The 23,187-nt window shown below is 38.0% G+C and carries 21 protein-coding genes and 1 pseudogene; 16 read left to right on the forward strand and 6 right to left on the reverse strand.

Going from position 1 to position 23,187, the window contains the following annotated elements; all coding sequences use genetic code 11:
* Window positions 1-97 precede the first annotated feature (97 nt).
* From AAGS61_RS09675 to AAGS61_RS09690, 4 genes and pseudogenes are all read left to right on the forward strand, one after another.
* Window positions 98-280, forward strand: a pseudogene (locus tag AAGS61_RS09675) (zinc ribbon domain-containing protein); the annotation flags it as partial.
* Between the two features lie 110 nt (window positions 281-390).
* Window positions 391-816, forward strand: a complete 426-nt coding sequence (locus AAGS61_RS09680) for an acyl-CoA thioesterase (RefSeq protein ID WP_391370730.1) — start codon at window positions 391-393, stop codon at window positions 814-816.
* A 197-nt stretch (window positions 817-1,013) separates the two neighbouring features.
* Window positions 1,014-4,769, forward strand: a complete 3,756-nt coding sequence (locus tag AAGS61_RS09685) for a DEAD/DEAH box helicase (RefSeq protein ID WP_391370733.1) — start codon at window positions 1,014-1,016, stop codon at window positions 4,767-4,769.
* Complete coding sequence (locus AAGS61_RS09690; RefSeq protein WP_391370736.1) at window positions 4,770-5,516, forward strand: nucleoside-diphosphate sugar epimerase; 747 nt, start codon at window positions 4,770-4,772, stop codon at window positions 5,514-5,516. It abuts the gene before it with no gap.
* Window positions 5,517-5,593: 77 nt separating this feature from the next.
* On the opposite strand, the gene AAGS61_RS09695 is transcribed toward AAGS61_RS09690, so the two are convergent.
* Window positions 5,594-6,490: a DUF2268 domain-containing protein gene (locus AAGS61_RS09695; protein WP_391370739.1), complete on the reverse strand. Its 897-nt coding sequence runs from the start codon at window positions 6,488-6,490 to the stop codon at window positions 5,594-5,596.
* 172 nt (window positions 6,491-6,662) lie between these two features.
* Between AAGS61_RS09695 and AAGS61_RS09700 the strand changes: the two genes are divergently transcribed.
* From AAGS61_RS09700 to AAGS61_RS09715, 4 genes are all read left to right on the forward strand, one after another.
* Window positions 6,663-7,001: a saccharopine dehydrogenase NADP-binding domain-containing protein gene (locus tag AAGS61_RS09700; RefSeq protein ID WP_391370742.1), complete on the forward strand. Its 339-nt coding sequence runs from the start codon at window positions 6,663-6,665 to the stop codon at window positions 6,999-7,001.
* A gap of 47 nt (window positions 7,002-7,048) precedes the next feature.
* The gene (locus AAGS61_RS09705) at window positions 7,049-7,750 is read left to right on the forward strand and encodes a hypothetical protein (RefSeq protein ID WP_391370745.1); all 702 of its coding nucleotides are present in this window, start codon (window positions 7,049-7,051) and stop codon (window positions 7,748-7,750) included.
* A gap of 54 nt (window positions 7,751-7,804) precedes the next feature.
* Window positions 7,805-8,614 (forward strand): alpha/beta fold hydrolase, encoded by an 810-nt coding sequence (locus AAGS61_RS09710; protein ID WP_391370748.1) that lies wholly within the window; start codon window positions 7,805-7,807, stop codon window positions 8,612-8,614.
* A gap of 158 nt (window positions 8,615-8,772) precedes the next feature.
* Entirely contained in the window at window positions 8,773-11,025 is a 2,253-nt protein-coding gene (locus AAGS61_RS09715) for a S9 family peptidase (protein WP_391370751.1), read from the forward strand.
* A 97-nt stretch (window positions 11,026-11,122) separates the two neighbouring features.
* On the opposite strand, the gene AAGS61_RS09720 is transcribed toward AAGS61_RS09715, so the two are convergent.
* Window positions 11,123-11,794: an HAD family hydrolase gene (locus AAGS61_RS09720; protein WP_391370753.1), complete on the reverse strand. Its 672-nt coding sequence runs from the start codon at window positions 11,792-11,794 to the stop codon at window positions 11,123-11,125.
* A 444-nt stretch (window positions 11,795-12,238) separates the two neighbouring features.
* On the opposite strand from AAGS61_RS09720, the gene AAGS61_RS09725 reads away from it, so the two are divergent.
* Window positions 12,239-13,573 (forward strand): c-type cytochrome, encoded by a 1,335-nt coding sequence (locus AAGS61_RS09725; protein WP_391370756.1) that lies wholly within the window; start codon window positions 12,239-12,241, stop codon window positions 13,571-13,573.
* Complete coding sequence (locus tag AAGS61_RS09730; protein WP_391370758.1) at window positions 13,566-14,606, forward strand: cytochrome ubiquinol oxidase subunit I; 1,041 nt, start codon at window positions 13,566-13,568, stop codon at window positions 14,604-14,606. Before AAGS61_RS09725 ends, AAGS61_RS09730 begins: the two co-directional genes overlap by 8 nt.
* Before the next feature lie 54 nt (window positions 14,607-14,660).
* Here the strand turns inward: AAGS61_RS09730 and AAGS61_RS09735 are convergent, their stop codons facing one another.
* Together AAGS61_RS09735 and AAGS61_RS09740 are read right to left on the reverse strand one after the other, a co-directional pair.
* Window positions 14,661-15,293 carry an SIMPL domain-containing protein gene (locus tag AAGS61_RS09735; RefSeq protein ID WP_391370761.1) on the reverse strand — a complete coding sequence of 211 codons (633 nt, stop codon included), beginning with the start codon at window positions 15,291-15,293 and terminating at the stop codon, window positions 14,661-14,663.
* 114 nt (window positions 15,294-15,407) lie between these two features.
* Complete coding sequence (locus AAGS61_RS09740) at window positions 15,408-15,983, reverse strand: DUF6434 domain-containing protein (RefSeq protein WP_391370764.1); 576 nt, start codon at window positions 15,981-15,983, stop codon at window positions 15,408-15,410.
* A gap of 249 nt (window positions 15,984-16,232) precedes the next feature.
* On the opposite strand from AAGS61_RS09740, the gene AAGS61_RS09745 reads away from it, so the two are divergent.
* The 4 genes from AAGS61_RS09745 (at window position 16,233) to AAGS61_RS09760 (ending at window position 18,636) form a co-directional block, all read left to right on the forward strand.
* Window positions 16,233-16,802, forward strand: coding sequence for a GNAT family N-acetyltransferase (locus AAGS61_RS09745; protein WP_391370767.1), 570 nt, complete (start codon window positions 16,233-16,235; stop codon window positions 16,800-16,802).
* Window positions 16,803-16,953: 151 nt separating this feature from the next.
* Window positions 16,954-17,172, forward strand: coding sequence for a tautomerase family protein (locus AAGS61_RS09750; RefSeq protein WP_391370770.1), 219 nt, complete (start codon window positions 16,954-16,956; stop codon window positions 17,170-17,172).
* Between the two features lie 53 nt (window positions 17,173-17,225).
* Window positions 17,226-17,780 carry a hypothetical protein gene (locus tag AAGS61_RS09755; protein WP_391370773.1) on the forward strand — a complete coding sequence of 185 codons (555 nt, stop codon included), beginning with the start codon at window positions 17,226-17,228 and terminating at the stop codon, window positions 17,778-17,780.
* 172 nt (window positions 17,781-17,952) lie between these two features.
* Window positions 17,953-18,636, forward strand: coding sequence for a TerC family protein (locus tag AAGS61_RS09760; RefSeq protein ID WP_391370776.1), 684 nt, complete (start codon window positions 17,953-17,955; stop codon window positions 18,634-18,636).
* Between the two features lie 46 nt (window positions 18,637-18,682).
* Here AAGS61_RS09760 and AAGS61_RS09765 read toward each other — a convergent pair whose 3' ends face one another.
* Window positions 18,683-19,102 carry a universal stress protein gene (locus tag AAGS61_RS09765; protein WP_391370779.1) on the reverse strand — a complete coding sequence of 140 codons (420 nt, stop codon included), beginning with the start codon at window positions 19,100-19,102 and terminating at the stop codon, window positions 18,683-18,685.
* Between the two features lie 12 nt (window positions 19,103-19,114).
* Entirely contained in the window at window positions 19,115-20,542 is a 1,428-nt protein-coding gene (locus tag AAGS61_RS09770) for a SulP family inorganic anion transporter (RefSeq protein WP_391370782.1), read from the reverse strand.
* Between the two features lie 698 nt (window positions 20,543-21,240).
* Between AAGS61_RS09770 and AAGS61_RS09775 the strand changes: the two genes are divergently transcribed.
* Both AAGS61_RS09775 and chrA read left to right on the forward strand, forming a co-directional pair.
* A complete protein-coding gene (locus AAGS61_RS09775; RefSeq protein ID WP_391370784.1) occupies window positions 21,241-21,783 on the forward strand; it encodes a recombinase family protein in 543 nt (180 codons plus the stop codon).
* 209 nt (window positions 21,784-21,992) lie between these two features.
* A complete protein-coding gene (chrA, locus tag AAGS61_RS09780; RefSeq protein WP_391370787.1) occupies window positions 21,993-23,144 on the forward strand; it encodes a chromate efflux transporter in 1,152 nt (383 codons plus the stop codon).
* Window positions 23,145-23,187 lie beyond the last annotated feature (43 nt).

The following is a 23,187-nucleotide window of genomic DNA, read 5'->3' on the forward strand; positions in this document are numbered from 1 at the left end:
CCCAATGAGTAAGTGGGAGAGGAATGTCGGTTGGCGATTGCCAAAACTTGCATCATTGTGGTAAAATGGGAACAAATGTTCTTTCGGTGAGGTGAAAAGATTAGCGAAAGCGATTAGTGAAGTATCTTGGTCACGATTTCGAACGATGCTCGCATATAAAGCAACATGGTATGGCAAGCAAATCGTTGTGGTGTCAAAAACATTCGCCAGTTCTCAACTTTGTTCGTGCTGCGGTGACCAAAATAAAGACGTGAAACAGCTGAATGTCCGTGAATGGGATAGCCTAATCCAAACTTTCGGTTACGAAAGTGTTCTTAGGAATCTCCCACTTCTAAGCGTAGCGAAAGTGTGAGTAGTTCAATATGGTATAATAGTAACGAGGTGAATGAAATGTTTATATCAGAAAAGCAAGTAGAAGTCCGCTATGCAGAGACGGATCAGATGGGGGTAGTCCACCATGCAAGTTATATTATTTGGTGTGAGCTTGGACGTACACAAATCGTCAAGGATTTAGGGTTTAATTATGCCGAATTAGAGCGTTCTGGCTATGTTTCGCCGGTATTAGATATATCTCTTCAATATAAAAAAGCGATGCGTTACGGTCAGGTTGCTACAGTTCGTACTTGGATTGAATCGCATGGTAAATTGCGTACTACATACGGCTATGAAATTTTACATGAAGATGGCTCAGTTGCCGTAACAGCTACGAGTCAGCATACGATTATTCGAAAAGATACATTCCGTCCTGTACCACTCCGTAAAATAGACGAGGCGTGGGATGAGAAATATAAGCAAGAAGCGCGGGTAGTTGAATAGCGGAAAGGGGGTATCTGGAACGTTTTCGTGTTCTGGATACCCTCTTTTTAATCAATAGATACTAAGAAATATTACTGTGGCAGTGGTCGTAAAGATTCCATCCGCAGATGGCTCCTTTTTCACTTTCAAGGTATTTAAATTGTTGGTATAATTAAGTTTGTGACTATTTTTGAACGAATGAAGGAAAGGGTGTTCAGATGCAGACAGTAGCAACTGAGAAATTGCGTTTACATATCGTACTGACAAATACAGCACGTGAAGCGATTAAGCAGCATGTTCAAGATGAACACGCCTTTTTTAATTTACAAAAAGCGTTTGTTGTGTTCGTTGAAAAACTTGAAACGGATGGTACACAGCTTTCCTTAACGCTTTATTTTGACCCGCAAATCAATAAAGGGCTTGCAAAGAAATTTCCTGAGCGCGTTTGTATTATGGATTGCTTATTTGATATGAAAAGCGGCCTAGTAGCAAAAAGCTTCCGGACACGTGGTATTGGTACACCGGTTGCGACGAATCGACGTGAACGGATGTTAGTTCATTTTGTACCAACACGGATTAATGGTCATACATATCCGGATAAGTTTATTACATCGCTTGCAAATCTGCCGTTCTCTAAAGAGCGATATGATTATATTAATAAGCGCATTACGAGCTGGGAAGGGTATTTAAAAGTTTTAAATAAAAACGCAGAAATTGAAGACATTGAAGCGAACTTTTCAAGTCCACGTTTTAATGTCGAGTTTTCACATGTTGTCATGCAGTTATCGGGAATCGATGCTAAGCAGTGGAAGCAATTGAAAGGTTTGAGTTCTCGCGTACGCGGCTATCACGTGGATTTAGGAGATGTTGTGAAAGTCAATCGTGGTGATCGTACCGTAGAAATCGAGCTAAAACCGGATATGGCGCGTCGTGCACGAAAAAATGAGCTCCATTTTGAATCGAATAAAATCGAATTTAGCAATGCAGCGACAAAAGCACAATTACAACGCTTGCTGCGCGGCTTTGAGCGATTGAAAGAAGGTCTGGCAGCGAATGCGAACTTAGAAAATATTTTATTTGAAGATAAACCGGTTATCGCAGAGCGCCGCCAAGACGTCGAATTGCAATTTCATAATGCATTAAATGAATTCCAACAAGCGGCTGTTGTAGGAGCCATGAGTGCGGAAGATTTATATGTTATTCAAGGTCCTCCAGGCACAGGGAAAACAACGGTTATTTCTGAAATTTGTTATCAAAATGCAAAAGCGGGCTTAAAAACGCTTGTTGCCTCTCAATCCAACTTAGCGGTGGATAATGCGTTAAGTCGTTTACTTTCAAATAAAGATATCCGTATTCTTCGTTATGGTCGAACAGAGTCCATCGAAGAAGAAGGGAAGAAATTCATCGAAGAAAATGTTTCAGCCTATTGGAAAACACAAACGTATGAAACGATTACACATGAAGTAGAGCATCATGCTTCAAAAGAACAGCAATTAAATGATGAAATTGCTGAAACGAAGCAAAAAATGGAGACACTGACAACGCAAAAAGCGGAGCTAGAAGAGCAAATTGAAAAGAAGCAACAGGCACAAGAGCAGCTTGCTGAAATAGAGCAATCGATTACCGCCTTAAAAAAGCAGCTAGGTTCACTGAAAAAAGAGCGAGAGGAAACAGAGGCGGCACTGGACAAGCTTCGTGCTAATATTACCGGCTATGAAGCGGACATCGCTAAGTTAGATGAAGATTTATCCCAATTTGATACAGAAGAGGTCATTCAAAAGCGTTTAGAAGAGGCAACGAAATTGTTCGATGAAGCATCTGTAGAGCTAGAATTAGCGGAATTATTAGCAGAGCAAACAGAGGTACGTACACAACTTACGACTTCCGAACAAAAACTGCAGCACTTAACAGGCGGCATATCTGCGATTGAAGCACAGGCACAAGAAATTACGGCACTAAAGAAAGTGTATGAAGTCGAACGCTATATAGAGGAGCATGGTCTTCGTCGTAGCTTCGTATTAGATCGACTTCTCATGTCTCTCGGTGAACGTCAGCAACAACTCGAAAAATATAAAGGCATTAAAGATATCGCTGCACGCCTCGATAAAGCGATTGTTTATAGTGAAACGACACTTGGTATTCATGTCAATCACTTGCCACTTCCACCGAATCACACATACTCTATTGGAGAAGTAAGTGATTTTTTATCCAAGCTCAGTAAAGCATTTGTGGAGAAAAAAATTAATACGACAAATGGGACCCGTTCTATTCAAGGGCTACATTTACGAAAAGCATACATCGATGAGCAAATGCATCATTATAGTGCCTTAATTAGTGACACGGTCATTATTTTTGAACGTTTAAAAGAAGGACTCATCGCCGCCTTACAAGAACAACAAGGCGCAAATGAAGGTGTCATTCAATCACTGCAAGATCAAATTCAACGATTAAAAGGGAAGTTAACCGTTACATCGATGCATATCGAGTCACTGCCAGTGCAAGAGGCGCGTCCAGTAGACACATTACGTACAATACGTATGGAAGCAGACAAAACAAAAAAAGAAGCAACGAATTTACTTGCCAGCATAGCAGAAATTACATCTGCCAAAGCACAAAAGCAAGAAGCGCTTCACATTGTTCAGCAAGAGCTACAAAGCGGAGAAAAATTACTAGCAGAAACAGTGGCTACATTAAAAGACGTCAATCATACAGGACTCACACTTGAAAAAGAAAAACAAGAGTTGGAGCTACTCGTTAAGCAGAATCCTGAACAAGCATTAGCGAATGTTGAACAAGTGCTTGTTGCATGCACAGCTCAAATAGCAAAACTGGAGGAGCGTATTGCACTTCTTCCTGTTACACAAAGCTTGCAAAAACAGTGGCAACAGATGCTAGCATCAGCGAATGAGCATGACTTAGATGAAATTCGTAAGCTGTATGTGAAGCATGCCAACGTGATTGGGACAACATGTGTAGCTTCAGCTAATCGTGAGTTTATGGATAACTACCCAACATTTGATGTGGTCATCATTGATGAAGTATCGAAAGCGACGCCACCAGAGCTACTACTCCCAATGCTAAAAGGAGCAAAAATCATCTTAGTAGGGGATCACCATCAGCTACCACCGTTAATTGGCGATGAAACATTTGAAGAAACGCTAGAACAAGTATTAAAAGAAAGCGATACATTTGAAGAAAAACGGGAGCTTGAAAAACTGCTAGAAGAATCGCTATTTGAGCGTCTATATAAAAACTTACCAAAAGCGAATAAAACAATGCTTGCTATTCAGTACCGCATGCATGAAAACATTATGCAAACAATCGCACCATTCTATAAAAATGAAAGTGATGAATTGCAGTGTGGCTTATCTGATTCCGATGCCCTACGAGATCATCAGCTTGAAACAACGCATTTCAACCGCAACCATCATTTACTGTGGTTTGATGTGCCCAATGAAAAGCCTTATTTCGAGCAACGTATGCAGGAGGGGGCAAGTTTATTTAATGAAGCAGAACTGGCCATTATTAAAAACCTTCTTCTTGATATGAACAATGCAACAGAAAAAGCAAAAGCGGCAGGTACGCTAGAGCAAGATGCTTTAAAATCGGTTGGGGTTATTAGCTTCTATGCAGAGCAAGTGAAGCGGATTAATCGCCTAATCGAACAGGAAATTAGTGTGCCGCATCTCCATATCCGTACAGGTTCAGTCGATAAGTTTCAAGGGATGGAAATGGACGTGATTTTAGTGTCGATGGTACGAAATAACGGGGGCAACGGGGAAATTGGATTTGCTAAAGATTATCGTCGTCTAAATGTTGCGCTTTCAAGGGCGCGTGAATTACTCGCTCTCATTGGCAGTACACAAATGTTTGCACAAAAACCGAAAAGACGGGAAGTGCGTGACATGTACAGTCATGTACTTGAAACAGTCAAAACACAAGACGGCTACCGTGCATTTAAGGAGGCGCACTAAATGGAACTGACAACATTACAAAAGCAGTTAGCCTCTCAGCTCACACAACTGGACGGGGCGAAAATTGTCCATGATATGCGCTTCTGTATTCCAGTTCATACGTTTAAAGTAACGTATCATCCCGTCTTAAAAAAGCCGATGGACATTTTAATGAAAATGATGCTGCTATCTTTTCAAACGGGTGTCTTTCAAGACGGGGAAACCGTAGCGGATGTGCTGCTTGTCGAGCCGCTTTTTATTAACGATTTATTAAATAAAATGATAAAGACAGGTCTTGTTGAAAAAGACACGACGTTACAGTTAACTCCGAAAGGCGAAAAGCAATTAGCCGAAGGTGTTTATGAGGAAGAGCTTGATGCGGTAAGTGATGTATTGCAATACAGTCCGCTTCATGAAAGCTTTTTGCGCGGGGATATTGAGACCGTTCTGGATTTTGATGAATTCCCAGACGAATTATCGTATGCATCCGATATGGAAGTAGGCCAACTAGATGAACAACAAATGATGGAGCTTCTAACCGACCAGCAAGAAGATGAAGAGGAACTGAACACGTACGTTACCTCTATTCTATCGAGTGAGGAAATTCAAATTAATGACGTTCCATGCCTAGCCTTTATTTTACACAATGAATCAGAGGATGCATTGTATGCGCGTGTTTATAATACGCTAACAAATGAATGGGACAAGCAACTGGAAGACGTATTACATGCCAATGAACGGGCGATGTGGAAAGAGCGGTATTTGTAAGAAGCATAAGAGGATAAAAAGAACTGTTTTCCAAAATGGAGACAGTTCTTTTTTTGTTTTAAGGGAATATACATGGTTTAGTTAGAAAAAAGCCCACAATTAGCTAGAATTTCCTTTGTACTTAGTAAAGTAGCTTCTTTTATTCCTACATGATTAATTTTCATAAAGGACTGCACAGCTTGATATCCAACTGCATAGCCTGCAAATGGTGATAAGCCAACAGGTTGATATCCTTGTTCTTTCGCAATCGTATCGCCGAACATATAGCTACTAACTTCAGCAAAACCTTTTACATGCAAGGCCTCTTTTATTACTTCAGTTGAATAAGCCAAGTCTTCCTTCTCAAAATCACTAACCCAAGGACCTAATAGCTCTTCTCCATAAAGTTCTTTTGCAAAGGATTCTGCTAATCCCTCAATGATTAAATAATCACCAACCGTAATGTTACCATGATCCCAATCGAAATAAGAAAAACGAATATTATGGTGAAATTCATGTGCAATGACAGCTGGGAGTTTAGAAATGTTATAGGCATTAGGAAATAGAATGACTTGAATGAATCCTGGAATTCCTCCAAAACCAGTATATCCTTTTTGTAATTGGAGTTTCTTTGGATTGGCTATATACAAACCAGATTTTAATTCATCCGTATTTAGCGTTAAATTGTTTACGTTCATAAAATCCAAACAACGCTGTAAAGCATCATGTACCTTTTGTATAGCTTGAATTTTTTTAAAGCGTGCTAGTGCCTCAGTCCCCATTTCTGTTTCCCACACATTAAGATATCCGAGCATTTCTGTAGCCATAATAACATCGTAGCCACCCGGGGACTTTGAAGTTAAAGGAACATTAATTATATTCCACATCTCTTCAAAGGGCTTCATCATAGTATACCGAAAATAGTTTTCTCTTTCATTATTCAGCGTAAATAACTTTTCGTATTGTTCTAGTGTATTCTCAATTATTATTTTCATTGCTATTCACTCCTTTAAAGGTAACTATAGGGGGTGACGCAACGTAAAAGTCAATAAGATATCCATTTTATTGAAACAATTGGAAATTTAGTTCGTATATAGTAAGAAGGAAATAGTGTATTCAAAATAACTGTAGTACTTCCAGTTATCTGAAGTGAGAAGGAGGGTTAACGTGAAAAGGGTCATGGTTGTAGGAAGTTCAGGTGTTCTTGGGAAGTTAATATGCACGGAGCTACTTCGGATTTTTGGCAATACCATTCACTTGGTCGTAAGTGATTACAAAACTAGTAGGGGGAAAGAAACAGCTACCACGCTTGGTAGTGGTGTTCGTTTTCAATATTTAGATATTCATCATAAAGAGAGTGTTGAACAGGCACTTCAAGAGGTAGATATCATCATTGTTGCGACGAAGCAAACAACACCGATTATTCAAAAGGTATGTATTGAACAGAAGGTCTTTTGTATTGATGTAACGGTATTTGGTGATTTCGTGATTTCGTACATAAAGTAAGTTTATTGAATGAAGTGGCAAGAAATCAACAAATAGGATCCATTGTCATGGCGGGGTTTATTCCGGGTTTATCCGGCTTACTAATTAAAAAAGCAGTTTCTGATGTCGATCAGATTTCATCAGTGAATATTGGCTTTCTCCAAAATATAAATGCAAAAGCAGGATTAACTGGCATATTAGATATGCTTGCCTTAGTAAACCAAGATATTACTACAAAAGAAAATGATAAGAGGTTATCAGGTTTCACCAAAAAAAGAAGAATGGAATTTCTTCCTTCATTTAAACAAAAGGAAGTGAGACTTATTGAACATCCGGAAAAGTTATTTATAGAAATGAAATTAGGCATTCGCAATATTCGTTATTGGACGGCATGGAATAATAATGCTTTTAATAGAGTCATCTCTAGTTTAAAACAATTTCATCTCATTGATTTTATACTTAATATGAAGCAAAAGAAAATTCTTTCGACAGTTGTTAAACATAATCCAAATAAACCTGAACATGCTTTTCTCACAGTAGAGGTGAAAGGAATAGTAGGCGGTCAAAAGTGTATTAAAACCTTAGCATTATCTGTTTTTTCAGATTATCATGCCACAGCAATGGTTACGGCAGCATTAGCTAAAATTGCTTCTGAGAAAAATTTGAAAGGAGTTTTATTCCCTTTTGAAATGACAAATCTAGATGAAATTTTGTCGATTATGGATTGTGAGGAAATAGCATTGGAGAAGAAAATAATCTATTTCAATTAATGAAACGAAGACAGAAAATAAGCTTCATTATAAATCAAGAGGGAGAAGTTAAATATGCCTTATTTAAAAATGACAGATGGAGTAGAAATTTATTATGAAGTTTATGGGGAGGGGCAACCGCTTGTTTTTATTCATGGCTTAGGTGCCTCTTGTTCGATGTATAAGCCGCAAGTGGAGTATTTTAAACCGTTCTTTAAAATTATCCTAATTGATTTAAGAGGTAATGGGAACTCCGGAAAGCTTGAAACGAATATACAAGGTGTGTTACCTAAACAGGCTGATGACATCAAACAGCTTTTACGCTATTTACATATAAAAAATGCACTGTTTGTAGGCGTCTCCTATGGCGGTGTTTTAATACAAAAATTAGCGATTGTTCATCCTGAAGTGGTAAGGGGACTAATTATAGTTGATAGTTTTTGTGATACTTCTATCAATTCTATTCAAAAATTATTTGCGATGGTAGGAGCTTATCAAACTTGGGTTTTACATATGCCTAAAAAGTTGATTGCTAATTTGACAAAGACCTCTTACAAGCAGTGGCCACTAGCTAGTGATGAGATGCATCATATTATTTTAAATATGCGAACGAAGGAGACGAAGATTCAAAGAAAAGCCGTTAATAAAGTGAATTTCACGAAAGATTTAAATACTATAAACGTGCCTGTTCTATGTCTAGTGGGAGATTATACAACTTTAGGTGTACAAATGATGATGCAAGTAGCTAGTTGTATACCTAACTCGGAAATGAGGATAATTGAGAATTCTTTCGATCCGAGTAACCTTTGTCAGCCAGAAGTATTTAACCATTTAGTTCAGAACTTTATGGTGAAATTAGATGTTCCCGCTGACATGCACAAATAGTACTGTACGTTTGAATAATCAATAAAGTTTCAGAAAAATAAATTTATTTACCAATCGACCTATAATTATGTATTAATTTTGAATTTTTAAATAAAAATTACCATATTTTATTTATTCCTTTATCATTAGTAGTGTAACAAATGAAAGGGGGAGATTGAATGATAAAACGATTGTTATCATTCATTTTAGTAGCAGCGTTAGCCGTTTCAATACCAGTTACGGCTTTAGCAAACGATACGACGTCTGTTACAAATGAAAGTAACCAAGTGACAATTAAAGCTTTTCTTGAAAAAGCCGTCACTGCTTTAACGTATGAGCATGGTTCGGACTACATGCGAGCGGAAATTATAGAAAATTGGCTTGGGGATGATCCGTTCGAAGATGAAAATGCTTATATTACACAAGATGAAGCTGCACTTGTGTTAATAAAAGCATTAGGTTTAGAAGAGGATGAGAAAACACTAGCTGACTATAAAAAATCAGCTGCAAAACTAGGATTCTTTAAAGGGATTTCGATTTTACAGCCAGTTACAGAAACAAATTCATACAAAATCTTTGATAATGTACAACAATATTTAAATAAAGATATTGATAACACAGGAGTAGCTGAAATTTCAGTCGAAGATTTTATGAGAAACCCTGGCAATGGAGGCTACCAACTTTCTCCAGATGGACAGTACATTTCTTTTGTATCTGATTGGGAAAGCCGTTTAAATGTGTTCGTTAAAAACATGAATGATGACAGTGAGCCAGTACGAGTAACAAGCACAACAGATCGTAATATTGCTGGATTCTTCTGGAAAGATGATCATATTTTCTATATGAAAGATAATGGTGGAGATGAAAACTACCATATTTATTCTTCATCATTTAATGGTGCAACAGAGCAAGATTTAACACCATATCCGAATGTTGTCGCATATCCAATTGATTATTTAAAGGACGTCAAAGATGAAATCTTAATTATGATGAATAAAGAAGATGCCACTGTATTTGACGTGTACAAATTAAATGTAACAACAGGTGAAACAAAATTAATTGCAAAAAACCCTGGGAATATTCAAAGCTGGATTCCTGATAGCAATGGGCAAATTCGTATGGCTGTTGCAACAGATGGTGTTGTAGGGACTGTTTTATACCGTGAAACAGAAGAAGAGGCATTCAAACCATTTATGGAGATTGAAGCGGGTGATACGGTATCGCCACTAGGGTTTTCACAAGATAATCAATCGATTTACGCTTTATCCAATAAAGGGCGTGATAAGATTGAACTAGTCAAATTTGATTTAAAAGGCAATGAAGAAGTTATTTTCTCCAATCCTAATGTAGATATTGCCGGAGCATTGTATAGTTCATCGAAAGATCGACTTCTTTACGGTGCATACATTACAGATAAAGTACATTACGAATTTTTTGATAGTGAGTTTGAACAAATTTTTAATCAAATCAAAGAAAAGCTAGGTGTGCATGAGAGTGAACTAGGTATTAACGATTATAATAAAGAAATGACGAAATTTATCGTAAGTGTTTCGAGCGATACAGTGTACAGTCAATATTACTATTATAATGCGGACACGGATACAATTACACCATTAGCAGAGCTAGCCTCTTGGTTAGATGTGAACAGCTTAGCAGAAATGCACTCTATTTCATATAAAAGTAGAGACGGCTTAACGATTCACGGCTATTTAACATTACCGAAGAATAAAGTAGCTGAAGATTTACCGTTAATTGTTATTCCGCACGGTGGACCATGGGCTCGTGATGTATGGGGATTCAATCCTGAAGTGCAGTTATTAGCAAACCGCGGCTATGCTGTTCTGCAAATGAACTTTAGATCGTCAACAGGCTACGGGAAAGCGTTTGTAGATGCAGGGAATAAACAGTGGGGATTAAAAATCCAAGATGATATAACAGATGGTGTACAATGGGCGATTGACCAAGGAATTGCAGACCCTGAGAACATTGGTATTTACGGTGTTTCATTTGGTGGATATGCAACATTAGCTGGTATTACGTTTACACCAGACCTGTATGCAGCTGCTGTAGATTATGTAGGGATTTCAAATATCTTTACATTACTCGACACAATTCCACCATATTGGGAAACGCAACGCGATGTGTTTTATGAGCGAATAGGGCATCCTGAAAAAGATAAGGAATTGTTAAAAGCCGCTTCACCAGTATTCCATGTTGATAAAATTAAAACACCTTTGTTTGTTGCACAGGGAGCAAATGACCCACGTGTTAATAAGCAAGAGTCTGACCAAATTGTTGAAGCGCTAAGAAAAAGAGGCGTTGAAGTGCAATATATGCTTAAAGATAACGAAGGACATGGCTTCACGAATGAAGAAAACCGTATTGAATTTTACAATGCAATGGTTGACTTCTTTGCAGAACATTTAAATTAAGATAAAAAGATGATTTCTGTTTTCAAAGCAGAGATCATCTTTTTTATTGGATACCTTTATCGTGAGTATGTTTCAGGCAACTCAGCACGTAACTTTACTATTTAATTAAGTTATCCAACTCACTAAGACTATGTATTTCAGTGAACATATTATAACTCATAGATTTATTTCTATTTATCCATATTCCATTCATTCCACATTTTTTACTGGCAATAACATCAGCTACTAGTTCGTCACCAATATAATAAGTTTCCTGTGGATTCACGTTGGCTTGATGACAAGCTTTTAAAAAAATCTCAGGGTTAGGTTTAGCTATTCCAACTTCACTTGCCGTAACGATATAGTCAAAGTAATGATGTATTCCTAGAAGTTTTAATTTTCTTACCTCTTTAATATAATGACCATTACTTATAATACCGAGCCTAAACTGTCGTTGTTTTAATCGATCCAAACAAGGTACTACGTCATCAAAAGTATTACAATGCTTATCATAGCACTTGAGTAAATTATCAAATCTACTTTCGGCCTCTTGATCGGTTAGATGATAACCGAAGAATTCCTTCATTTCCTTTATTTTGTATTTTTGAAAAGATAAATCTTTCACTACATTATTTTTTAAGTAACTCGTGTACGATCTATACCATAAATCCGTGAATTCTGTTCGACTCATTTCCAACTCATTTGAATACTCTTTATAAAAATCAATTGTTGCGAGTCGATCTGCGTGCTCGCGATTAAATAAGGTGCCGTTAATATCAAAAAATATCACGTGTACTTCCCTCCAAAAATAATATATGGGTGAAGAAATTCTATCAATTGCTTTAAATATTTCTTTTTCAATCTCAAATTTTGTTTTTCAATCCATTATAACTTAGTGTAAACTAGAAAAAATTTCATATTATTAACAAATTGTGAAATTTCTAATTTTTGTTATTTACGATATTCATGATAAAAACGCTATCCCTTATTTTACTAACGAAATCGCTCATAATATGTTCCATTCTAATTTTAGCTGCTTCAAAGTTCACTATAAATTGACAGTGAGCTTTTCTTTCTAAGTGGGATATATTTGACGTTTTTGTAAAATAACTTTGAAATCTGATTTACAAAATGGTGAACTCCCTATATTTCACTTTTCTCACAATGTTTCTTCAAATTTCTCACATAACTTTCCGTTACGATGTAGCCATTAACGTAAAAGGAGGCTACAACAATGAATTTTCCATCCGTTGACTTTCCATGGTTTGGAAACGGGACAGTTATTGCAGCGATAGCGATTATCCATGTCATGATTAGTCATGGGATCGCAATCGGGATGACCGTATTGACGGTGTCAGCTGAATACCGTGCAATGAAAAAGAAAAATAACGAATTAAATGAACTCGCTAAAAAGATGGCGAAATGGATTTTAATTATTACGACGACAATGGGGGCTATGACAGGAGTAGGGATATGGTTTTCAACGACGGTTTTGCAGCCCGATTCCATCGGCTCACTACTTCGCATATTCTTCTGGGCATGGGTCGTTGAATGGATTGTCTTTATCACAGAAGTTGTGTTGCTCATTATTTATTATTACACATGGGATAAATGTCAAACGATTGCCCAGCGTAAAAAACATATTAATTTAGGGATTGCGCTAGCCCTTTTTTCATGGTTGACGATGGCGATTATTACAGGTGTTCTTGCGGCAAAGCTAACGCCAGGAAATTGGATTGAAACGAAATCATTCTGGGATGCATTTATGAACCCAACGTACTTACCGTCACTTGGTTTCCGTATGTTCTTAGCAGTTATGTTAGCGATTACGATTACGTCATTCTTTGTGAGATGGCGATTAAAGAATAAAGAATTACAATCAGAAATGCTCAATGTTTTTGCTTTCTGGGGGGCGATTAGCTTACCAGGAACGATCATCACAGGATTATGGTATTTAAAAAGTATTCCCGCAGAAACATATGACATGATTGTATGGTCTACGGGCATGAGTGACACGATGTTTCAGGTGATAAATGGGGTAGGGTTATTACTACTCATCGTCTTTTTATTCTGGATTACAGTAAAACCGAAAACATTGCCATGGGTTTTATCACTTGTTGTATTTGCGACTTCTTTAAGTTTTATCGGGGAATTTGAAATGGTTCGGGAGTCTATACGTAAACCGTATATTATTTATGACTATATGTATGCCAATGGTTTACTAGCAGAGAAACAGGATGAAATCAATGAGGAAGGCTATTTAGTGAATGCTGCTTGGGCTACATATGATACAGTTGACCAATATACAACAAAAGCAGAAGCAGGACGCGATATTTTCATTGGTCAATGTTTAATTTGTCATACGGAAAATGGTTGGCGTTCCAGTCGTGCGATGGCTAATCGTGTGGATGGCTGGTCTGAAGAGTCGATCAAAACATTTATACCGACGATGCACAATGTCCGTAAAGCGATGCCACCGTTTATGGGAACAGAAGAAGAACTAGAAGCACTTGCCGCCTATTTAGCAAAAATTACAGAACAGGAAAACGAGGTAGCTGCGAATGAATAATATTGTGCTTAGTTTCATATCAAACGATATTAATTTGCCGATTCCTGCAAATATTGGATTACTGGAAGTACTTATCGTCATTACATTTATTTTGCATATTTTATTTGTGAATTTTACGATTTCACTAGCTTCAAGTGCGGTATTACTTGAAGGAGTAGGGATCATCAAAAAAAATAGTAAGCTAGATGCAATGGCAAAAATTTGTTCATGGCATGCATCGATTCATAAAAGTATTGCTGTTGTATTAGGAGTTGGACCGCTGTTAATAATCAGTGTTATTTATACGCAGTACTTTTACAACTCCACGATATTAATCGGTAAAGCATGGTTAAGTGTAATACTCCTATTAATTATTGCATTTCTTTTACTGTATTTATATAAGTTCACATGGGAGCGTTGGCAACAGAAAAAAGCGCTACATATGATGGTGGGGGGACTTGGTGCAGCGATTTTGTTGTTTGTACCGCTCATCTTTATCGTCAATGTTGTGTCGATGCTATATCCCGAAAAATGGGGAGATGCACAGGGGTTCTTTCATAGCCTGATTCACTACCCACAAATTTGGCAGCGCTATTTCCATTTTATTTTAGCGAGCTTAGCCGCTGGTGGATTTTATTTATTTGTTTATTACACATGGAAAGGGCGAAAACAGAAAGCCATTTTAGAGCACGAGCAAGGATTAAAAAAGTTTGGTGTGAAAATGGCTTTATGGGTCACATTATGCCAAATCGCTACAGGATTTATTTTATTATTCTCATTTGAGACAAATATTCGGATGCTTTATTTAGGAGAAGATGTATTATTAACCTCGCTGTTAGTTGCTTCTATTGTTTTAACGATTGTACTTTGTGGACTTCTACATGTAGCAGGAGAGCGAAATAGCGGAAAAGCATTTTTCCTATCTGTCGCAACATTCGTCCTCATTCTTGGGGTCATGGGGTATATGCGCCACGAACTGCGTGAGAATTATTTACAGCCCTATATGGAAGAGCATCCACGTTTCGCAATGGATGAAATAGATTCAAAAAGATAGTAGTCGTTCAGGGTGAGCTCATAACAGGGGCTCATCCTGAATGCTTATAGAAGGTTAATAATGAAATTTGACACGGACGGTTGCACTGATCGTCATTTCCCCTTGTTCGATAGGGGTTGATATGGCCTCATTTGCCATTGCTACCTGGCGATAGAGAGCAGGGCCTTCTGTACGTTCTTCCACAATTTCGATTGGTTGAGGATACAATGGTAAGTGCATTGTCTCTGCTATCGTTTTTGCTTTCATCTGCGCATTTTGTAGCGCTAAACTGAGTGCTTGTTGATAATAGACGTCTGCATTTTCGATTTGAAATTGTAAGGAAGAAATCTGATTTGCGCCGTTTTGTACAGCCACATCCATAACTTTTCCAGCCTGACTAATGTCTGTTACTTTCACGGTAATGGCATTTGTCACCACATAGTCTCTAAATACTTGCTTCCCTTCAATATAATCATACGTTGGAGAGATTGTATAGGCAGCTGTTTGAATAGCTTCTCTTGGTATATTTAATGCTAAAATCGATTGGATAACACGATTCATACTGTTTGCATTGTCTTGCTGTGCTTTTCGTATATCTTGCCCGCGTGTACTCACCGCTATTTCAATCTGAATATAGCTTGCTTTTGCCGTTACCTTACCATTTCCTGTCACTGTAAGCACACGTCGATGAACATTTGTACAATGCATGGCATGCCACCTTCCGTATTCTTCATACTACTTATACTATGCGTGTGTTCTTTGAAGATTGTCAGTCATCACCATTCGGCCTGTCCTCGGGGCAAAAGGGGAGTATTATATCCCTCATTCTTCATGTTTAGCTATGTATTTATTGCTCCCAGGAAGCTGTTTGATTTCCTTCCAAGCGGTAATAGCATCGTCTCGCGTTTTTCCGCTATTTTTTGGGTCTGCAAAATAATCTTGGATGAACTGATTATATTCAAATTGTGGGGCGATTACTTTCTTATACGCTGGGTCCTTTTGGCGTTCTAATTCTTCATACCAAGCGTTGACAACATCACGATATGTTTTGCCAACGTTTTCTTTAAAATAATTTTGAATATAGGTAGAAAAATGAAAATTAGGAATTTCAGCTTTAAAAAAGGCTCTTACAGCTTGGCTACAACGATGATTTTCAGTAATCACTGTATCCAAACTCAAATTGGTAGCTATGTTTTCGATAGAGAGTGTTTTTCTTTTTTGGAGTGGCTGTTGTATTTCGCCTGTTTGCAGGAATACAGCAATTCGATCAGTTAGCTCTAGTTTAGCTCCAGAAGCACTCATGCCATTCTCACGACAAAATGATTGTAGCTCTTCTTTCAACCAGTAATAATTGCGAAACTCGTGTGCATTTAAATCTTTAGTCAGTGGTGGTCTCATATGTTACACCTCCATTTGAATTAATTACCATTATAGAACGTATATTCTTGTTTGTCATCTTGTTTGTATGGAGAAGTATCCTTAAAATAGTTTATTTCATCTGTTCATAGATTTAAATATACTTAAAATTGTTGTTTATGAACGAAATTTAAAGCTCTATTTCCTCTTATCTAGTATAATATGTTAACCCATTTTTTGTTATATCTATTATCCTAAAAATACAGTTAAATAAGAGCAAGGAGGGAGAAAATGAAGAAATTAGAAAACAAACTCATTACCTTAATTCCAATAAGTAGGGAACACGTGGATGGCATTTATAAAGCGGCACAGGACAAGCGCATTTGGGAGCATCTGTCGGTCGATTTAACGGAGCGAGAACAAGTCGTAGCGTATGTACAAGAGGCAGTCGAGAAGCGTGAGGCTGGGACAGATTTTGCTTTTGTGATGGTTGAAAAAGCGTCAGGAAACATTGTTGGTTGTACATGGTTTTTAGATATTTCACGTGAGCATAAACGTCTTGAAATCGGTGCTACATGGATTACACCTGCATATTGGCGAACAGCAGTTAATACAAATTGTAAATACGTATTGCTACAATACTGCTTTGAGAAGCTGCAGTTCAACCGTGTGCAAATCAAAACAGGGCATGAAAATATCCGTTCACAAAGAGCGATCGAACGAATTGGCGCAACAAAAGAAGGGGTCCTCCGTAATCATATGATCCGAAAAGAAGGCACCATTCGTCATACAGTGATGTATAGTATCACGAAAGAAGAATGGCCACATGTAAAAAAGCATTTTGAAGAAAAGTTATTATAGATATATTTCTTTGTGCATTTGGACGGTCAATGAGTAGGAAGCAAGATGTTATTAAGTGGATTTTTATTCCATGTACATTGTTTTCTTGTATAATGAATAGTTGTAATATTTAGTTATTTAATTAGAGACATTCATTAAGGGAGGACGTATCATGCCAGTCATTACTATCAAGTTAGCAAAAGGAAGAACAGTCGAACAAAAACAGCAATTTGTAAATGCAATTACGGCAGAGGCAGAAAAAATTTTGAATGTCAAAAAAGAGTGGATAACAATCATATTTGATGAATATGACCGAGACAATTGGGCTAGTAATGGGCAATTGCATTCAATCCAATTCGGCGAAGGTTACGGTAAGCAAGGAACAGAATAATTCATCCAATCCGATAGCAGGATATATGGATAGCATTTGAAAAGGGTGATGTTATGAGAGTGATCAAAGTGATTTCCACGTTTGCTTTTATGATATTTTTATGTGGATGTGTTCAGGAAGAAGATCCTGCTGAAACGATAAGAGAGTATAATATTAATGAAGCAACCGCAAAAGAACAATTCACTTACCTCGAAGAACTAACAGAAGAAAAGCGAGAGGCTTACAATCGGTTTTTAGAAAGTGGCTCTATAGCAAATCTTACAAACTTCACACCAGAAGAAATGGTCTTAATCCATATGAATTTAGTAATGAATCAAGAATTAGAAAAAATTTACAAAATCACTTATAACGGTGGGAAGATTGATGATAGTACAAAGTTTGTTGAACAGTACATCGAAACCGTATCTTCACAATTTGAAATCGATTATTTAATGTATCGTTATTATGATTCCATTTCAGTTGTAGAGGATACAAGTAACGAAGAAATGAAAATTGTTGAAATGAAGATTTCACTTGGTTCATCCACATATGCAATAACCTTTGCGATGTTAAGAGAAGATGGCATTTGGAAAATGGATTACTATCATTTAATTGAATCTAAATTATAAGTAGGGCGAATGAGCGTGTTAAGGATCAAAAACTTTAACACGCTTATATGTTAAGGAAAAGCAACAAGTAAACTCAACAAAATCATTTAAAAGTTTATTAACTTCTGAATGAGCTACTAACTACATATACTTTCTTTGCTACAAACATTTGCAAAAGAAAGGACAATACATAGTGGATATTATGACGACCGAGTTTTTAACGGCTTTACTGTCTATCATTGTCATTGATTTAGTGCTTGCTGGTGATAATGCATTGCTGATTGGATTGGTGGCGAAAAATTTACCGAAAAAGCAGCAAAAGAAGGTCATCCTCATAGGCACTTTTGGCGCTATTTTTGTACGAGTTCTGTTAACGTTAATTGCTGTTCGATTATTAGAAATTGATGGGCTGTTATTAGTTGGCGGTGTACTGTTAGTTTATATTGCTTATAAGCTTTTATTGAATGAGGAAGAAATGGACGTCAAACCTTCTGAGAAGAGCTTTTGGGGGGCCGTTGGTACGATTTTATTAGCAGATATTTTAATGGGTGTCGATAATATTATTGGCGTTGCGGGTGCAGCACACGGTAATTTCTTATTAGTCGTGATTGGCTTGTTCATCTCGATTCCTATTGTTGTGTGGGGAAGTACAATCGTCATTAAATTGATTGAGCTTTTCCCGCTTATCATTTATATAGGGGCTGGTATTTTAGCATGGACAGCCTCTAAAATGATTATGAAGGATGCTTATGTCGCACCTTTTTTCCAAAGCCATGTATCCATGTTTAGCTTTGAATTATTAGTAGTAGCGACCGTATTGTTTACAGGTTTTATCACGAGACATCGCCTACAAAAAGCAAAAGTGGCAACCAGATAAAAATAAGCCCCTTATTAAGACATATTCTTAATAAGGGTCTACGTTTTTATTTTACAATTAATGCTGGGCAGTTTACACGCTTCATTACTTTATGGCTTACACGGCCTAGTACCATTTCTTGCAATGTATTCAATCCGCGGCTACCGATAACGACTAAGTCTACTCGAGATGCATTGGCATAGCGAACGATTTCCGAACCAGGTGTCCCTTTTAAAATCGTAATTTTGGATTGAATCTTTGCTTCTTTTACTAGTTGTTCAATAGGGGCTACTTTACGGCGACGTTCTAATGCTAGACTTTCTGGCGATGCTGCATGTAGAACATCTTGTTTCGCTTTTTCAAAGTCTGCTACATAGACAATATCAATAAGTGCACCTTCTGAAAGACTTGCAATTTTAATCGCTTCTTTTGCTGCACGGATAGCATTCTCAGAGCCATCTGCGGCTAATAAAATGTGCTTATACATTCCTATTCCTCCTTAGTGACCGCCTGTTAAACCGACTAGTTTATCGTATAATTCTTCACTTGCCGAGTTTAATCCTTTCACGTGAACTGTTGTTCCTTGCTCTTCTAGCTTGGCTACTACTTTTACAACAGCGCCAACTGCTGATTCATCCCACAGGTGAGAGCTTGATAAATCGATCGTTATTTCTTTTGCAGACACTTGTTCAAATGCCTGTACAAAGCTTTGTGTGGAGGCGAAGAAAAGGGGTCCTTCAATCATATACGTTGTGCCGCTTTGTTTTATTTTTACTTTTGAAATACTGGCAACAAAGAATAGCGCACTTAAAATAACACCAATCACGACGCCAATCGCTAAATTATCTGTGTACACAACAATCACAACGGTTGCAAGCATGACAATGGCATCTGCACGAGGGGCTGTTACGATATATTTAAACGATCCCCAGTCAAATGTCCCGATCGATACCATCACCATAATGCCGATCAGGACAGGCATAGGAATATCGACTACTAAGTCACCTAATACTAAAATAAGGAACATTAAGAAAACACCCGCTACTAATGTAGAGAGGCGACCCCGACCACCTGATTTTACGTTAATGACCGATTGACCAATCATCGCACAGCCAGCCATTCCGCCAAAAAAACCGTTAATGAAGTTCGCGATTCCTTGACCACGTGCTTCACGGTTTTTATCTGATTTTGTATCAGTCATATCGTCTACAATTTGTGCTGTTAATAAAGACTCTAATAAGCCAACAACCGCAAGTGCTAATGAATACGGTAAAATAATGCTAAGTGTCTCCAAATTAAATGGCACATCTGGAATAAAGAACGACGGTAAACTTTGTGTAATCGTACCAAGATCACCGATTGTTTTTAATTCCACACCTGACATAAATGCGACTGCCGTTAATACAACAATGGCAATGAGCGGAGCAGGAATCGCTTTAAAAAAGCGCGGTACAGTGTACACAATGAGTAAGGTCACACCGATAAATACATACGTTAGCCATCCTTCACCAAGGAAATGGGGAACTTGGGCCATAAAAATTAAGATGGCTAATGCATTGACGAAGCCAATCATCACGGCATTTGGAATGAATCGCATAAGCTTAGCAATGCCGAAAACCCCCATGACTATTTGAATGATCCCCGTTAAAATCGTTGCGGCTAATAAATAATTCAGTCCATAATCAGCGACTAAGTTTACCATGACAAGCGCCATCGCCCCTGTTGCAGCTGAAATCATACCAGGACGTCCACCGACAAAGGCAATAATGGTCGCAATACAGAAGGAAGCATAAAGTCCAACCATCGGGTCCACCCCAGCAATAATAGAGAAGGCAATCGCTTCTGGAATAAGTGCTAATGCAACGACAATACCTGATAAAATATCCCCACGAATATTCCCAAACCATTGCTCTTTTAATGTTTGCATACTATTTCTCCTTTCGATATAGTACTACCTAAGTAGTTAGTGACTCGCAATGAGTAAAAATACATCCTAAAAATACCAAGTGAATAGTAAAAGATATTAAAATAAAGCGTAATCATAGCCTCCGCGCTTTGCCACAGCCTACACAGGAGCTAAAACAGGCGCGGCCTGTTTGGATCTCCTGTTCCTGCTCCTGACGCTTGCGCTTTCGTCGCAAAGAAAATCTTGGCTCCTGTGGCGATGGCGCGCTACGGCAAAAGTGAATACTTCTCGATATGCTAGAAAAACATTTCTATTCTTTAAAAGAAATCATTTTCTTTTCATTTGCACGTATTATCGCCCAGTCTCTACTATAATGAATGCGAATCTTTCATTATTTTTAAGCAACCGATTTTTTATGGAACAGTAGTTGCTTGTAGCGGAGGCAGGAGAGTGTAGCTGACGGCATGCGCCTTTCGCTACAGAGCAAAGCTTCCTACGGGAAAAGTGAGACAATCAAGACCCCGCAGGAGCGAAGGATGAGCGACGAGGAGGCTTGATGCTCGCCCGTGGAAAGCGAGTGCCGTAGCGGAAAGCAACGGTTAGCCAAATGGTAATATGTGTTTCAAAATTTACTCAATATTAGTCACAAAAATAACATTCATAATAGTACCATTATTATTCCCAAAAAGAAATGGTTTTGGGAAAATGGAGGGGAGAACATGATTTACGGGTATAAGCGTCCTATTCAAGGGGATGAACAAATGACAAACCAATTGACAACCGTGGAAGTGGATCAACTATACATAGAACGACATCCTTATGCTAAAAAGCGAACACAGTTGGAAGATTTGTTGATGAACCTTCAAGCGGGAGATGAAGTGTATGTGGAAAATATCGTTGTACTGGCGGACTCCTTGACGCAATTCGAAGATTTACTGAAAGTCGTTGAACGTGATGAAGTAGCGATTCATTTTCTACATGACAACATTTCAAGTACATCGATGTTACAGATGTCTCTTATAGAAGCAACGACTTTTTTTGCTAAGCTTCAAACAGCTTGTATGAGCCATCGTACAACATTTGGGATGCAAGAAGCGAAAAAACAAGGAAAAGTAATCGGTCGACCGAAAAAATCAGATGATAATTTAAAAAGAGCCTTTCACATGTATCAAAGTAAAAAGTACACCTTGCAAGCGATTAAAGAGGAAACAGGGATTAGTAAGTCGACATTATACCGCTATATCGATCAGCTAGGGGAATAGTATATAAATTTACAAAACCTTTACAAAGGCGATGAACACTTCTATTAAAACATTTGATATTACAACTTTGTAAATTTCCGCTTTGAGCACTCATTCTACCCTTTACACTGCATCAATAACTTGATATGTTGTAGCAAATAAATAGTTTTAAGCATGGAGGAGTCAGTCACATTGGCACCCCCATGCTTTTTTATTGAAAGGAGTTATTTATGCTTAGGTTGTGGGAAATTTTTATCGTGTCGTTCCGTCTAGGATGTACATCTTTTGGGGGTCCGACCGCGCATTTAGGTTATTTTCAACAAACATATGTTAAGCAAAAGAAATGGTTAACAGACGAGGAATACGCGGATCTTGTGGCACTGAGTCAATTTTTACCTGGTCCTGCTTCAAGTCAGGTTGGAATGGGCATCGGTTTAATACGGGGCGGGATAGTAGGGAGCATCGTGTCATTTATCGGCTTTACGATGCCATCTGTATTGTTACTTATGCTATTTGCGGCATTTTATTTGCAGGCTGATTTTAATATGAACTGGATTCATGGCTTGAAGCTTGTCGCTGTGGCGATTGTAGCCCATGCCATTATCGATATGGCGAAGAAACTACTACCAACTTGGCAGCATATTACATTAGCTGTTGCGGCTTGTGGAGTGCTATTATTTTTCGCTACGGCTTGGACACAAGTAATCATCATTTTAGTCGCTGGTGTTATCGGCTACCTGTTATTTAAAGGGGCTCCGAAAAAAGTCACTGCGACGCAATTATTATCTAAAACAACAGGTGCCATTTTACTCGTACTATTTTTTGTATTACTCATCGTGCTTCCTTTTTTAAATAGCATACTAAATATAGAAGCACTCGTATGGTTCGAGAAGTTTTATACGGCTGGGGCGCTCGTATTTGGTGGAGGTCATGTTGTACTCCCGTTATTAGAAGCGCAGTTTGTTCATAGTGGACTTATGTCGTTAGAATCCTTTTTAACAGGCTATGGGGCAACACAAGCGGTGCCAGGTCCACTATTTACATTTGCAGCGTATATTGGCATGGTATTAGGCGGAGTAGGTGGTGCTTTCTGGGCAATATTTGCGATCTTTTTACCCGCATTTTTACTTATACTCGGTGCTTATCCATTTTGGGTATCGTTAAGTCAGCATCCAAAGCTGCGCGGTGCCATCGCTGGGATGAATGCCGCGGTAGTAGGTATTTTAACAGCTGCCTTCTTTACACCGATTGTATCAGGAACAATTAGCAATGTATGGGATGCTGTCTTTGCGATCATTTTGTTCATATTACTAATGAAATGGCAAGTAAAGCCATATATTATTGTAATCATCGGAATTGTCATCGGAATTGTATTTTATTAAAAGTATGTAAAGCTATCCATTCATGCTATTTTAGTATGAGTGG

Origin of the sequence: Lysinibacillus sp. KU-BSD001 (assembly GCF_042920265.1) — a bacterium.
Classification (GTDB): domain Bacteria; phylum Bacillota; class Bacilli; order Bacillales_A; family Planococcaceae; genus Lysinibacillus_B.

Coding starts and splice junctions, on each gene's coding strand:
- AAGS61_RS09770 (WP_391370782.1), bottom strand. CDS start 20,542: ATGCAAACATTAAAAGAGCAATGGTTTGGGAATATTCGTGGGGATATT.
- AAGS61_RS09710 (WP_391370748.1), top strand. CDS start 7,805: ATGCCTTATTTAAAAATGACAGATGGAGTAGAAATTTATTATGAAGTT.
- AAGS61_RS09755 (WP_391370773.1), top strand. CDS start 17,226: ATGAGAGTGATCAAAGTGATTTCCACGTTTGCTTTTATGATATTTTTA.
- AAGS61_RS09750 (WP_391370770.1), top strand. CDS start 16,954: ATGCCAGTCATTACTATCAAGTTAGCAAAAGGAAGAACAGTCGAACAA.
- chrA (WP_391370787.1), top strand. CDS start 21,993: ATGCTTAGGTTGTGGGAAATTTTTATCGTGTCGTTCCGTCTAGGATGT.
- AAGS61_RS09740 (WP_391370764.1), bottom strand. CDS start 15,983: ATGAGACCACCACTGACTAAAGATTTAAATGCACACGAGTTTCGCAAT.
- AAGS61_RS09685 (WP_391370733.1), top strand. CDS start 1,014: ATGCAGACAGTAGCAACTGAGAAATTGCGTTTACATATCGTACTGACA.
- AAGS61_RS09705 (WP_391370745.1), top strand. CDS start 7,049: ATGGCGGGGTTTATTCCGGGTTTATCCGGCTTACTAATTAAAAAAGCA.
- AAGS61_RS09715 (WP_391370751.1), top strand. CDS start 8,773: ATGATAAAACGATTGTTATCATTCATTTTAGTAGCAGCGTTAGCCGTT.
- AAGS61_RS09775 (WP_391370784.1), top strand. CDS start 21,241: ATGATTTACGGGTATAAGCGTCCTATTCAAGGGGATGAACAAATGACA.
- AAGS61_RS09765 (WP_391370779.1), bottom strand. CDS start 19,102: ATGTATAAGCACATTTTATTAGCCGCAGATGGCTCTGAGAATGCTATC.
- AAGS61_RS09695 (WP_391370739.1), bottom strand. CDS start 6,490: ATGAAAATAATAATTGAGAATACACTAGAACAATACGAAAAGTTATTT.
- AAGS61_RS09730 (WP_391370758.1), top strand. CDS start 13,566: ATGAATAATATTGTGCTTAGTTTCATATCAAACGATATTAATTTGCCG.
- AAGS61_RS09745 (WP_391370767.1), top strand. CDS start 16,233: ATGAAGAAATTAGAAAACAAACTCATTACCTTAATTCCAATAAGTAGG.
- AAGS61_RS09725 (WP_391370756.1), top strand. CDS start 12,239: ATGAATTTTCCATCCGTTGACTTTCCATGGTTTGGAAACGGGACAGTT.
- AAGS61_RS09680 (WP_391370730.1), top strand. CDS start 391: ATGTTTATATCAGAAAAGCAAGTAGAAGTCCGCTATGCAGAGACGGAT.
- AAGS61_RS09690 (WP_391370736.1), top strand. CDS start 4,770: ATGGAACTGACAACATTACAAAAGCAGTTAGCCTCTCAGCTCACACAA.
- AAGS61_RS09735 (WP_391370761.1), bottom strand. CDS start 15,293: ATGCATTGTACAAATGTTCATCGACGTGTGCTTACAGTGACAGGAAAT.